13 protein-coding genes and 1 tRNA gene are annotated in these 13,153 nt (G+C 32.4%); all 14 read left to right on the forward strand.

What is annotated here, in order from left to right:
* The first annotated feature begins 356 nt into the window (after positions 1 to 356).
* Positions 357 to 1,490, forward strand: coding sequence for a 3,4-dihydroxy-2-butanone-4-phosphate synthase (gene ribB, locus O9267_RS14175; protein ID WP_298180706.1), 1,134 nt, complete (start codon positions 357 to 359; stop codon positions 1,488 to 1,490).
* A gap of 148 nt (positions 1,491 to 1,638) precedes the next feature.
* A tRNA-Ser gene (locus O9267_RS14180) sits at positions 1,639 to 1,726 on the forward strand.
* 259 nt (positions 1,727 to 1,985) lie between these two features.
* Positions 1,986 to 3,227 carry a site-specific integrase gene (locus O9267_RS14185; protein WP_298180708.1) on the forward strand — a complete coding sequence of 414 codons (1,242 nt, stop codon included), beginning with the start codon at positions 1,986 to 1,988 and terminating at the stop codon, positions 3,225 to 3,227.
* Between the two features lie 59 nt (positions 3,228 to 3,286).
* Positions 3,287 to 3,664, forward strand: a complete 378-nt coding sequence (locus tag O9267_RS14190) for a hypothetical protein (protein ID WP_298180710.1) — start codon at positions 3,287 to 3,289, stop codon at positions 3,662 to 3,664.
* Between the two features lie 183 nt (positions 3,665 to 3,847).
* Positions 3,848 to 4,720, forward strand: a complete 873-nt coding sequence (locus O9267_RS14195) for a DUF3347 domain-containing protein (RefSeq protein WP_229324100.1) — start codon at positions 3,848 to 3,850, stop codon at positions 4,718 to 4,720.
* A 5-nt stretch (positions 4,721 to 4,725) separates the two neighbouring features.
* Positions 4,726 to 5,196, forward strand: coding sequence for a TlpA disulfide reductase family protein (locus O9267_RS14200; RefSeq protein ID WP_064715039.1), 471 nt, complete (start codon positions 4,726 to 4,728; stop codon positions 5,194 to 5,196).
* Between the two features lies 1 nt (position 5,197).
* A complete protein-coding gene (locus O9267_RS14205; RefSeq protein WP_298180713.1) occupies positions 5,198 to 5,686 on the forward strand; it encodes a heavy metal-associated domain-containing protein in 489 nt (162 codons plus the stop codon).
* Positions 5,686 to 6,498 (forward strand): hypothetical protein, encoded by an 813-nt coding sequence (locus tag O9267_RS14210; RefSeq protein ID WP_298180715.1) that lies wholly within the window; start codon positions 5,686 to 5,688, stop codon positions 6,496 to 6,498. Before O9267_RS14205 ends, O9267_RS14210 begins: the two co-directional genes overlap by 1 nt.
* A 21-nt stretch (positions 6,499 to 6,519) precedes the next feature.
* Complete coding sequence (locus O9267_RS14215) at positions 6,520 to 7,257, forward strand: DUF3347 domain-containing protein (RefSeq protein ID WP_298180716.1); 738 nt, start codon at positions 6,520 to 6,522, stop codon at positions 7,255 to 7,257.
* A gap of 1 nt (position 7,258) precedes the next feature.
* Positions 7,259 to 7,717, forward strand: a complete 459-nt coding sequence (locus O9267_RS14220) for a heme-binding domain-containing protein (protein WP_298180719.1) — start codon at positions 7,259 to 7,261, stop codon at positions 7,715 to 7,717.
* Between the two features lie 5 nt (positions 7,718 to 7,722).
* Complete coding sequence (locus tag O9267_RS14225) at positions 7,723 to 8,283, forward strand: AraC family transcriptional regulator (protein WP_298180721.1); 561 nt, start codon at positions 7,723 to 7,725, stop codon at positions 8,281 to 8,283.
* A 78-nt stretch (positions 8,284 to 8,361) separates the two neighbouring features.
* The gene (locus O9267_RS14230) at positions 8,362 to 10,899 is read left to right on the forward strand and encodes a heavy metal translocating P-type ATPase (protein WP_298180723.1); all 2,538 of its coding nucleotides are present in this window, start codon (positions 8,362 to 8,364) and stop codon (positions 10,897 to 10,899) included.
* A 9-nt stretch (positions 10,900 to 10,908) separates the two neighbouring features.
* Positions 10,909 to 11,781 carry a DUF2911 domain-containing protein gene (locus tag O9267_RS14235; RefSeq protein WP_229324094.1) on the forward strand — a complete coding sequence of 291 codons (873 nt, stop codon included), beginning with the start codon at positions 10,909 to 10,911 and terminating at the stop codon, positions 11,779 to 11,781.
* A gap of 32 nt (positions 11,782 to 11,813) precedes the next feature.
* The coding region (locus O9267_RS14240; protein ID WP_298180726.1) for a multicopper oxidase domain-containing protein at positions 11,814 to 13,153 on the forward strand (1,340 nt) is incomplete at its 3' end.

Here is a 13,153-nt window from a genome sequence, read left to right on the forward strand (position 1 = left end):
ATTAGGCGAAAACACAAAAGAAGAAATTCCAACATTAGCGTCAGAAACTGAAAAATATATTAGTAATAGTAAAATTGCTATTATAAGTTATGTGGCTTTTGTAGTTATGGTTCTAATTTTGTTGATTTTACCAAAAACCATTCTATTCATGGGTATTGGAAGCATCTTAATTCTAGCAATATTATTACATTTTATATATGAATCTCAAAATAATATTGAAAAACTAGGAATTATATCCAATAAAAAAGTTGCTCCACAAAACGCACTACTAATAGTACTTTTATTTCCAATTTATATTCTATTTTATTTCAGAAACAAAACTTTTTTGAATAATTTAAAATAATACAACCAACATCATGACTGACAACAAAATTAAACTCAACTCTATAGAAGAAGCCATTGAAGATATTCGTCAAGGCAAAGTTATTATTGTAGTTGATGATGAAGATAGAGAAAATGAAGGCGATTTTCTAGCCGCTGCCGAAAAAATCACTCCCGAAATGATTAATTTCATGGCAACACATGGTCGTGGTTTAATTTGTGCGCCACTTACAGAAAGCCGTTGCAAAGAATTGGAACTTCATGCCATGGTAAATAACAATACTGACATAATGGAAACTGCTTTTACGGTTTCTGTCGATTTGAGAGGAAATGGAGTTACTACTGGAATTTCAGCAAGTGATAGAGCAAAAACCGTTCAAGCATTGGTAAATCCAGATACTAAACCGCACGATTTAGGTCGTCCTGGGCATATATTTCCTTTAATAGCCAAACAAGGTGGCGTTTTAAGAAGAACTGGTCATACAGAAGCTGCAATTGATTTTGCAAGACTAGCAGGTTTTAAACCAGCTGGAGTTATTGTAGAGATCATGAATGAAGACGGTACAATGGCAAGATTACCTCAGTTAGTAGAAGTTGCAAAAAGATTTGATTTAAAATTAGTTTCTATTGAAGCATTAGTTGCTTACAGAATGCAACATGATAGCTTAATTATCAAAAAAGAAGATTTTGATATAGAAACACGTTTTGGGCAATTTAGACTACGTGCTTACCTTCAAACAACCAACAAACAAGTTCACATAGCCCTAACTAAAGGAAATTGGAATAATGGAGAAGCAATTTTGACTAGAATAAATTCGACACAAATTAATAATGATATTCTTGGAACCTTAACTAATAATGCTGACAAAAAATTAGATACTATGTTTCAACTAATAAATGAAGCAGGTAAAGGTGCCGTTTTATTCATTAATCAAGAAATTCAATCATTAGATTTATTAAATCGTCTTACAGAATTAAAATCACTGCAAGAAAAAGGAATCAATAAAGCACCACAAATTAGGATGGACACAAAAGATTTTGGAATTGGCGCACAAATTCTTCATGATATTGATATTTCAAAAATCAAGCTTATTTCTAATTCTGAACAAACCAAAAGAGTTGGAATGATAGGTTATGGACTTGAAATTACAGAATATGTTGGCTATTAAGATTAATATTTTGAATCTTAAATTCAACAAAATGAAATGATTATAAAAACATTGAAAAAATATTATTTTTTTTGATGTAAATCTATTTGGAAAACCAAAAAAGGTTACTATATTTGCAACCGCAATCAGAAAATGATTGTGATTTATTGGAGAAATGGCAGAGCGGTCGAATGCGGCAGTCTTGAAAACTGTTGACTGTAACAGGTCCGGGGGTTCGAATCCCTCTTTCTCCGCCAGTAGAAATACAAACGGTACTAAAACCCACTAAATTCAACAATTTAGTGGGTTTTTTCTTTTAGGGCTGTATCAAATTATTCATTAAATCTCAAAGTTTAGGTGTCTTTTAAGGTGTCACTAAAAAAATAAATTTTAAGTGACACCTCGCAACTAAAGCACCGCTACTACAAGTTGTTCAACAACATATTCAAAAAATGTACATCTTGTGTGTAGTTATTAAATCGAATAAATTTAATACTAACTTTAAGGTCACCAACAATGAACACATCAGTATCAATTCTCTTCTACATCAAGAGAGCAAAAGCCAACAATTTAGGGGTTTGTCCTATCTACACTAGAGTTACTGTCAATACCAAACGTTTTGAGTTTAGCACCAACAAATATATCAATCCTGATAAATGGTCCTCAGAAGGCAGCAAAGTAAAAGGTTCCACAGAAGAAGCTAGAACAATCAATAGTCATCTTGATTACTTAAAAAGTCAAGTTTTAGAAGCTGAGAAGAAACTTTTCAAAAAAGACATCAGTTTAAATTCAGAAAATCTAAAGAATGAATTGTTTGGTCTATCAGAAACCAAGCGTATGCTTGTTCCCATCTTCCAAGACCACAACAACAAAATAAAGGAATTAGTTGGAAAAGAATACGCTCCAGGAACATTAGAACGCTACACTACTTCACTCAAGCATACTATTGAGTTTATGCAATGGAAATACAACGTTTCAGATATTGATATTACAAAGATTGACCACGCCTTTGTTACGGATTACGAGTTTTGGTTACGAAGCGTTAGAAATTGTGCTAACAATACAGCTGTTAAATACCTAAAAAACTTCAATAAAATTATCAAGCTTTGCTTGGCCAATGACTGGTTAGAAAAAAATCCTTTTGCCAACTACAAATCAAAAGTTAAAGAAGTTGAACGAGTTTATTTGACCGAAGCTGAAATTCAAAGCATAATTGAAAAAGATTTCAAAACAGAAAGACTTTCGCTAGTTCGCGATATCTTCCTTTTTAGCTGCTTTACAGGTTTGGCATACATAGATGTCAAAAACTTAACAAAGTCGCATATAAGCTTCGGTATTGATGGCGAAAAATGGATATTTACTCACAGACAAAAAACAGAAAGTGCTTCAAAAATTCCAATCCTTCCTGTAACTCAAATGATAATTGATAAATACGAAAATCATCCACAATGTTTAAATGAAGAAAAACTACTACCTATCCTATCGAACCAAAAAATGAACGCTTATTTAAAAGAAATAGCCGGAGTTTGTGAAATTGAAAAAGAATTAACTTTTCACATTGCAAGACACACCTTTGCCACAACTGTAACATTGACAAACGGAGTTCCTATTGAAAGCGTAAGCAAAATGTTAGGTCATAAAAATTTGAGAACTACTCAGCATTATGCAAAAGTGCTAGATAGAAAAGTAAGCGAAGACATGAAGATTTTGAAAAATAAATTCAAATCAGATTGTTTGACAAAGAGAAAATCTATTTAACAATATTTTTACTTAATATTAATTTATTTTAATTAGTTTTGTATTGTTTTATTAGTTTAATGAAAAAATACCACATCATACTCATAATGATTTTAGGCATGTTTATCTTGCCTAATAGTGCTATGGCTTGTGGTAAAGGTTCAGACAAGAGTTCTTGCAAAAAAGAAATTTCCTCTACTAAATCAGAAAAAAAGAGTTGTTGTGACAACGATAATTCGAAAGATAAAGATCACAAAGGTTGTAAAGGCAATTGCGGTCATTCTAAATGTGGATGTTCGTCAACCTGTCCAACCTCTTCAGTAAGCTTTTCATCTGAAATCCTTTTTAAAAATTACATGTTTAGCTATTCTTCAATCGAGAAAGTTAAATTTTCATACACAATACCATCAATCTCAGATGGTTTTTATTCTATTTGGCTCATTCCTAAAATAAGCTAAATCCATTTTTGACAGCCATAAGTGTGTCAAATTCATAGCATTTTGCTATTCAATCTAACAGTTAAGTATTGTTTTTTATACCATTATTGGTATTGTAATAACATGCTTTCGCAACTGTTATTTATCCAAATTTATTTTATCAATTAATCAAGGTAGTTTGCTTTGATTACAATTTTATTCAAAATGAAAAATTCATTAATGAAAATAATGATAGCAATTTCTGTATTGTTATCAACTACAGGTAATGCACAAATAAAAAATGCCAAAACAGAAAGTGTAAAAATTTATGGCAATTGTGGTATGTGCGAAACCAAAATCGAAAAAGCAGGAAACATCAAAAAAATAGCCAATGTCGATTGGAACCAAGAAACCCAAATGGCAACACTAACCTACGATGCTAAAAAAACCAATCAAGATGAAATACTCAAGAGAATTGCATTAGTTGGTTACGATAGTGATAAATTTCTTGCTCCAGATGATGTATATAACAATCTTCACGGATGTTGCCAATATGACCGTGTAGCAAAAGTTCCTGTAAAAGAAGAAACAACATCGATTGCTAGCAACGGAGACCATTCCAATCATAGTAATCATTCTGAAACAAGTACTACAGTAATTCAGGGTGAAAATCAATTAAAGGTTGTATTCGATAACTATTTTTTAGTAAAAGATGCATTAATCACTTCTAATGGGAATAGCACGGCATCAGCTTCAAAAGAATTGGTAACGGCCATCAATAATGTCAAAATGGACAAGCTTGATATGGATGTTCACATGGTGTGGATGAAAGTTGTAAATACGATACAGAAAGATGCAGAAAATATCGCTAATACAAAAGATGTAAAAATCCAACGCGATCATTTTACATCATTATCTAAAGAAATTTATACATTAATCAAGATTTCTAAATATGAAAATCCGGTGTACTATCAATTCTGTCCAATGTTCAATGACGGCAAAGGTGCTAATTGGTTAAGTAAAGAAAATGCTGTAAAAAATCCTTATTATGGTTCAATGATGTTGAACTGTGGTAAAACAGTAGAAACAATTAAATAAACAAAATGAAAAAAATTGTAATGCTACTTTTTTTAATTGGTATTTTCTCAACTACTAAAGCTCAAATAAAAATAGGAGAAGCTATACCATCAATTACATTAAAAAGTAATACCAGTAATGAGGTTAATATCACATCCTTTAAAGGCAAATATGTACTTATCGATTTTTGGGCGTCTTGGTGTGCGCCGTGTAGATTAGGCAACAAGAAGTTAGTAAAACTTCACAATGAAGCTAATGCAAATAAAATTGAAATAATAGGAATATCAATCGATACAGACATAAGTAAGTGGCTTAAAGCTGTTGAAAAAGATAAAATCAAATTTACACAGTTAATAGATCCTGAAGGTTTTGATGCCAATACAGCAATAAAATTTGGTGTTGATGAATTACCATCAAAATACCTATTTAATCCCCAAGGTATTCTAATAGCAAAAAATCCCTCAGAAGAAGAAATAATTAAATTAATAAAAGAATAAAATGAAAACAATATATATTCTGATTACATCAATGGTTTTGATGTTTTCACTTAAAAGTAATGCCCAAATAGTAAAAGCCGAAATTAGAGCCACTGGTTTAACCTGTTCTATGTGTTCAAATGCTATAAATAAACAGCTAAAAACAGTGCCCGAAGTGGTTAACGTTGAAATCGATTTAAACTCCAATACCTTTACAGTAACGCTAAAAGAAGGAAACGAATTAAGCCCTAAAATATTTAAAGAAAAAGTAGAAAAAGCAGGTTTTTTTATCGGTTCATTAGTAGTTACCGCAAAATCAAATACCATAACTCAAAGTTCATACATAATGGTTAATGATAAAAAAAGTAATGCTTCTGAAATACAGTTTCAAGTGGTTGACAAAGGATATGTAACCGAGAAAGAATTTAAAAAATTATCAAAGTCCTATAAGAATATTGATACGTATGCTTCGAATAATGAAGATGATTTTCACATTAAAATGATAAACTAATGAGAAAGGTAATTTTATTTTTTGCAGCCATCAGTTGCCAAACTATTTTTAGTCAAGAATTATTTGTAGTAACAGATCCTGCAAGTAATGTTCCTGCTAATTCATTAGCCGTAAATGTGATGCAATCTGCTTTTAAAGAAAAATTTGAGCCAGGTTACAACTATCATTTAATGCCCGAGGTAACTTATGGTATAAATAAAAATTTAATGGTTCGTGGTTCCGCTTTTATCAGCACAAGAACTAATGCATTGTATGCAGAAGGTGGTGGTTTTATGGCTAAGTACAGGTTTTATTCTACAGATGATTTAAACAGTCACTTTCGCTTAGCAACTTATGGAAGATTTAGCTTCAATCGTGCTGATATTCATCAAGAGCAAATTGAAATAGTAGGACACAATACTGGTTTTGAAACAGGGATAATCGCAACAAAGTTGGTCAAAAAGGTAGCCATAAGTTCATCGCTTAGTTTTGAAAAAGCATTGGATAACAAACCAAAATATCCTTTTCCGGATACTATTGGTGATAATGCAACGAACTATACTTTGTCTTTTGGAAAATTGATGTACCCTAAAAAATATACGAGTTTCAAGCAAACCAACATCAATTTAATGGTTGAATTTGTAGGTCAAACCATCAACGAAAATGGTAAATCCTATTTAGACGTTGTGCCGGCGGTACAATTCATTTTTAACAGTCAGGCACGATTAGATCTTGCCTACCGTCAAGAGTTAATAAGTTCAATGATACGTTCTGCTCCAAATGGGTTTTACTTCAATTTGTATTATACTTTTTTCAATTTAAAAAAACAATAAAAATCTTAATAATAACATGTCATGAAAGCACTTATTCTATCAGCTATTATAGCTATCACTGTAGTTTCTTGTAATCAAAAAAACAAAGAGACAGAAAACAATACCACAGAAACTTCAACAAATTCAAATGAATTATATGCGTGTTCCATGCACCCAGAGATAACAGGAAAAAAAGGAGAAGAATGTTCCAAATGTGGTATGGAATTAACCGAACCAGTTGCACAAGTTGAGCCAATCCATGAAGAAAATGAAAAAACTCAAGAACTCAAAGACACCACAAAACTACCAACTAATGACGTTAAAGAAAAAGTAATTGAAACAAAAACTCCTTTTTCAATTAATGCAATAGTTGCAAACTATTTAAAAATAAAAAATGCACTAACAAAAGACGATGCCAAAGCAGCTGCTATTGCAGGTAAATCATTATTCAACGATTTTAATACAATCAACTCAAATAGTTTAACTACTACTCAAAAAAAAGAGTATTTAGATATTGCAGACGATGCAAAAGAACATGCAAAACACATTAGTGATAATGCTGGGAAAATCGACCATCAAAGAGAACATTTTGTTACGCTAAGTAAGGATATTAATGATTTGATTAAAATGTTTGGAACAAAGCAAAAATTGTATCAAGATTTTTGTCCAATGGCAAATGATGGCAAAGGAGCTATTTGGATTAGTGAAACAAAAGAAATTAAAAATCCATTTTATGGCTCTCAAATGTTGACTTGTGGTAGTTTGAAAAAAACGTTATAAAATGACACGTAAATTAAAAAAGATTGCATTAGTATTCTTTTTAATGTTTGTAGCTATTCAATTCTACCAACCAAAACAAAATGTAAGTAGTTCATTCGATATTGGAAAAAACTTTGCTAATAATTATAAAGTACCTCCAAAAGTTCTTAATTCATTGCAAAAAGCTTGTTATGACTGCCATAGTAATACTACTAAGTATTTATGGTACGATTACATTCAACCAGCAAGATTATTTGTAGAAAACCACATTAAAAATGGAAAAGAAGAACTCAATTTTAATGAATTTGCGACTTATTCAAATAGAAAACAACAAAGTAAACTAAAAGCAATAAGTAGAGAAATAAAATCGGGTACTATGCCATTAAGTTCATACACACAATTACATCAGGATGCTATTCTTGATGAAACCCAAAAGCAAGAAATAATCAGTTGGATTGAACAGACAATCAATAAAGAATAGTAAGCATGAAACTTTATATTAAAAATATGGTTTGTAGTCGTTGCAAAATGGTGGTTAAGTCCGAGTTAGAAAAGCTTGGACTAAAACTTTTATCTATTAATTTGGGTGAAGTCGAAATTATGGAACCCTTTTCTGATGTTCAAAAAAATGAAATTAGTAAAATATTGAAAGTATTTGGCTTTGATTTAATCGATGATAGGAAAAGTAAAACGATTGACAAGATTAAAACATTGATTATTGATTTAGTCCAAAATAAAAACAATGATTTAAAAACAAACCTTTCAGAATATTTATATCAAGAGCTAAACCAAGACTATAATAATTTGAGCAATCTCTTTTCCGAAGTAGAAAACACAACAATTGAAAAATACTTCATCAATCAAAAAATTGAAAAAGTAAAAGAGTTGATTGTGTATGATGAATTATCGCTTAGTCAAATTGCCTATTCATTAAATTACAGTAGCGTTTCGCATTTAAGTAACCAATTCAAAAAAGTAACCGGTTTTTCACCAACATACTTCAAGAATTTAAAATCGATTAAAAGAAAACAAATAGAAGATTTATAAATCTTGCAAATCAAACCCAAAATTGTGCAACTCTAAAAAACAGTTAAGAAGGAAATTTGTATTAAAATAATATAGAAGATGATACATACTTACAACATTACCGGAATGACTTGCGATGGTTGTCGAACCAAAGTCGAAAAAACATTGAATGCTATTGATGGCGTTGAAGCTAAAGTTTCATTAAAGCCACCCATAGCAACTATAACTATGGAAAAGCACATTCCAACAACACAATTGCAAGAAGCATTAACTGCTGTTGGAAAATACACCATAGAAATGAGCAGCGCTAAAACCAAGGAGAACACTTTAACGAAAGATGTTGCTGAAAAATCATGTTGCTCCATGAATTCCCAGAATCATAAAAAAGAAACTGTTGTCCAAACCAATGCGCCAGGAAAGTATTATTGTCCAATGCATTGCGAAGGAGAAAAAGTTTACGACAAAGCAGGTGACTGTCCTGTGTGTGGCATGGATTTAGTCAAAGCACCAGAGTTAACGGTGAGTAAAACGTTGTATACGTGTCCTATGCATCCCGAAGTAATTCAAGAAGGTCCTGGTTCATGTCCAATATGCGGAATGGATTTAGTCCCAATGGAACCAAGCGAAAGCGAAGACCAAAAAACGTATACCGATTTGGTTAAAAAAATGAAAATTGCAGTCGTATTTACCGTTCCCATTTTTGCAATTGCAATGATAGAAATGGCACACAACAATCCTTTACTACAACTAATGGATGCTTCAAAATGGAATTTGGTACAATTAATATTATCGCTTCCTGTAGTGTTTTATGCCTGTTGGGTATTTTTTATTCGCGCTTGGAAATCCATCATTACTTGGAATTTAAATATGTTTACCCTAATCGGAATTGGTACAGGAGTGGCATTTCTTTTCAGTTTGGTCGGGATGTTTTTCCCAGATATTTTTCCTAGCGAATTCAAAACAGAACACGGAACAGTATTACTATACTTCGAAGCTACAACCGTTATTCTAACTCTTGTATTATTAGGACAATTACTTGAAGCAAGAGCACACAGTCAGACTAGTGGAGCTATCAAAGAATTATTAAAACTCGCACCAACCGAAGCCACTTTGGTTATTGATGGTAGCGATAAAGTAATTTCAATCCACGATATTAAAAAAGGTGATTTACTTCGGGTTAAGCCTGGTGACAAAATTCCAGTTGACGGAAAAATAACCGATGGAGAAAGTAGTATTGATGAAGCAATGATTACAGGAGAACCAATACCCGTTGATAAAAAGAAAGACGATAATGTAATTGCAGGAACAATCAATGGGAATAAATCTTTTATTATGGTTGCAGAAAAAGTGGGTTCAGAAACTTTGCTTTCACAAATCGTGCAAATGGTTAATGACGCTTCTCGTTCGAGAGCGCCAATTCAGAAATTAGCAGACAGTATTTCCAAATACTTCGTGCCCATTGTAGTCATCATTTCTGTTATAACCTTTTTCATTTGGGCAAAATTTGGTCCCGAACCGGCATTAGTATATGGTTTTATAAATGCCATCGCAGTATTAATCATCGCGTGTCCTTGTGCATTAGGATTGGCAACGCCTATGTCAGTAATGGTAGGTGTTGGTAAAGGCGCACAATCAGGGGTTTTGATAAAAAATGCAGAAGCTTTAGAAAACATGAATAAGGTTAATGTTTTAATTACAGATAAAACAGGAACAATAACCGAAGGAAAACCATCGGTCGAAAAAATTTATGCGACCAATAACAATGATAACGATTTATTGCAAAGCATAGCTTCATTAAACCAATATAGTGAGCATCCATTAGCACAAGCCGTAGTCAATTATGGCAAAACAAAATCCATTTCATTAATCGAAGTAAAAGATTTTGAAGCCATTGCCGGAAAAGGAGTTACAGGAACAGTAACCAATAAAAAAGTAGCATTAGGTAATAAAAAACTAATGGAACAAGTAAAAGCTAGTATTTCTGACGATATAGAAAACAAAATCATTACCGAACAAAAACTAGGAAAAACCGTTTCATATATTGCAGTAGAAGGTATTGCTGTTGGATTTGTATCCATTACTGATGCCATAAAAACGTCAAGTGCCGCTGCAATAAAAGAACTGATGCAACAAGGAGTTGAAGTAATTATGATGACAGGCGATAATATCAATACAGCCAAAGCAGTTGCAGAAGAATTGAACCTGTCTTCCTATAAAGCAGGATGTTTACCCGAAGACAAATTAAACGAAATCAAAAAATTACAAGCAGAAGGCAAAATTGTGGCCATGGCTGGTGATGGTATCAACGATGCACCGGCATTAGCACAAGCCAATATCGGAATAGCTATGGGAACAGGAACAGATGTCGCAATTGAAAGTGCCAAAATAACTTTAGTCAAAGGCGATTTACAAGGCATTGTAAAAGCCAAGAACTTAAGCCATGCTGTTATGAAAAACATCAAGCAAAATTTATTTTTTGCCTTTTTCTATAACGTATTGGGTGTTCCAATCGCAGCTGGTGTTCTATATCCATTTTTCGGTATATTATTATCCCCAATGATTGCGGCTTTAGCCATGTCATTTAGTTCTGTATCAGTAATTGTAAATGCGTTACGATTACGCACATTAAAACTTTAAAATTATAAAATGAAAAAAACAATCTTAACAGGCTTAATTATTTTGCAATCCTTATTATTATCTGCCCAAGACAAAGTCCAGATAAGAGTTACTTCAGCCAGTCCTGCGGCATCTTTTGAGCAAGAAGTCGGCAGCGGAAAAATAAAAATAACATACAGCAGACCATTAGTAAGAGGTCGTAAAATATTTGGGGAGTTAGTACCTTTTGATAAGCTTTGGCGAACTGGCGCAAGTGATTGTACCGTCATAACCACTTCCGAAGATATTTCTTTTGGTAACAATGTATTAAAAGCAGGAAGCTATTCAATATTCTCAATTCCTTCAATAAATGAGTGGACTATAATTGTTAACTCAGATACTACCTTGCATGGAGAAACGGGCTATGATGAAAAAAAAGATATAATGCGTTTCAAAGTCCCTTTAGAAAAAAGCCCCAATTTTTATGAAACTTTTACTATTGAATTAAATGATATCAATAGCAAAGGCGAAGCATTCCTAAAAATACTTTGGGAAAATACAATGGTTAAAATACCGGTAAAGAGCAAGGAGGACGATACAATAGTGGCATTGATAGATCAACATATAATTAAGGGTAAAACTCAGGATGCCAATTTATTATTTCAGGCAGCTAATTATTATTACAGTACTAATAGAGATTATAAACAAGCAATTATATGGCTTTTGGAAGCAGAAAAAATAAATCCTCAAAATTTCTATTATCCTAATCTAAGACAAAAATTAGCTTCTGAAAACAAAGATTACACTATTGCAATTGAAGCTGCAAAGCGAGCCATTTCAATTGCTGATAAGGAGAAAATGAAAAAAACTATTGATAGTTTGAACAATAAAATTTCAGATTGGGAAATCTTGTTAAAAAAATAATAGTGTAAAATTAAAATAATACAATTACTATAATGGATATACAAAACATTCTTTCAAAAAAACTGTTACCAATCGTAATCTTCGTTTTGGCAACACAAACGCTGTTTTCGCAAAACATAGTTCGTTACGATTTATATGTTCGTGATACCATCGTAAACTATTCTGGAAAAGAAAAAAGAGCAATTGCAGTAAATGGTCAAATTCCTATGCCAACATTAACATTTACAGAAGGTGATATTGCTGAAATTTATGTACATAACGAATTAAAAGAAAGCACTTCATTGCATTGGCACGGACTATTTTTACCTAATAAAGAAGATGGTGTCCCAAACCTTACACAAATGCCAATAGAACCGGGAACTACTCACAAATATTCGTTTCCAATAATTCAAAGCGGAACTCATTGGTACCACAGTCATTCAGGATTACAGGAACAAATTGGTATGTATGGTATGTTCATTATGAACAAAAAACAAAATGACAAAACATTCCGAAAAGGTATAGATGATTTACCAACTGTGCCTATTATTTTAAGTGAATGGACCGATTTAAAACCCGAGAACGTTCACAGAATGTTACACAATGCAACCGATTGGTTTGCAATTAAAAAAGGAACAACACAAAGTTATGCTGAAGCCATAAAACAAGGTCATTTCAAAACAAAAATAGCCAATGAATGGAAACGAATGAATGCTATGGATGTGAGCGATGTATATTATGATAAGTTTCTGATTAATGGTAAAAATGAAAGTCAGTTATCACAGTTTAAAAGTGGAGATAAAGTTCGTTTGCGTGTGGCAAATGGTGGAGCTTCATCATACTTTTGGTTAACTTATGCTGGAGGAAAAATAACAGTTGTAGCTAGTGATGGTAACGATGTAGAACCTGTTGAAGTAGATAGATTATTGATAGCAGTATCCGAGACTTATGACATTATAGTTACAATTCCTGCAAGTAATACTTCTTATGAATTTTTAGCAACTCCAGAAGACCGCACAAAATCTACTTCATTATACATTGGAAATGGCATCAAACAATTGATTGCTCCGTTGCCAAAATTAAAATATTTTGAGGGAATGAAAATGATGAACGGAATGATGAAAATGAATGGGGATTTAGATGATATGGGAATGAGTATGTCCTTAAATCAAATGGATATGAATGTAGTAATGTACCCAGAAATAACTGGTGCAGTAAGCGCAAAACATAAGGGTACTATGAGCGATATGGAAACGAGTACCGATCATTCCAATCACAATCAAAATCAGTACAATGCCAATGCGTTATCTACAATTACAACACTCAATTATGCCATGTTGAAAGCGACCGATAAAACAACTTTACCCAAAGATGCCCCAGTAAAAGAACTTCG

This window comes from Flavobacterium sp., from assembly GCF_027531705.1.
Classification (GTDB): domain Bacteria; phylum Bacteroidota; class Bacteroidia; order Flavobacteriales; family Flavobacteriaceae; genus Flavobacterium.

What these genes read in the sequence shown, in the direction of transcription:
- O9267_RS14185 (WP_298180708.1), top strand. Translation starts at nt 1,986, where the DNA reads ATGAACACATCAGTATCAATTCTCTTCTACATCAAGAGAGCAAAAGCC.
- O9267_RS14215 (WP_298180716.1), top strand. Translation starts at nt 6,520, where the DNA reads ATGAAAGCACTTATTCTATCAGCTATTATAGCTATCACTGTAGTTTCT.
- O9267_RS14230 (WP_298180723.1), top strand. Translation starts at nt 8,362, where the DNA reads ATGATACATACTTACAACATTACCGGAATGACTTGCGATGGTTGTCGA.
- O9267_RS14190 (WP_298180710.1), top strand. Translation starts at nt 3,287, where the DNA reads ATGAAAAAATACCACATCATACTCATAATGATTTTAGGCATGTTTATC.
- O9267_RS14220 (WP_298180719.1), top strand. Translation starts at nt 7,259, where the DNA reads ATGACACGTAAATTAAAAAAGATTGCATTAGTATTCTTTTTAATGTTT.
- O9267_RS14210 (WP_298180715.1), top strand. Translation starts at nt 5,686, where the DNA reads ATGAGAAAGGTAATTTTATTTTTTGCAGCCATCAGTTGCCAAACTATT.
- O9267_RS14235 (WP_229324094.1), top strand. Translation starts at nt 10,909, where the DNA reads ATGAAAAAAACAATCTTAACAGGCTTAATTATTTTGCAATCCTTATTA.
- O9267_RS14200 (WP_064715039.1), top strand. Translation starts at nt 4,726, where the DNA reads ATGAAAAAAATTGTAATGCTACTTTTTTTAATTGGTATTTTCTCAACT.
- O9267_RS14205 (WP_298180713.1), top strand. Translation starts at nt 5,198, where the DNA reads ATGAAAACAATATATATTCTGATTACATCAATGGTTTTGATGTTTTCA.
- O9267_RS14225 (WP_298180721.1), top strand. Translation starts at nt 7,723, where the DNA reads ATGAAACTTTATATTAAAAATATGGTTTGTAGTCGTTGCAAAATGGTG.
- ribB (WP_298180706.1), top strand. Translation starts at nt 357, where the DNA reads ATGACTGACAACAAAATTAAACTCAACTCTATAGAAGAAGCCATTGAA.
- O9267_RS14195 (WP_229324100.1), top strand. Translation starts at nt 3,848, where the DNA reads ATGAAAAATTCATTAATGAAAATAATGATAGCAATTTCTGTATTGTTA.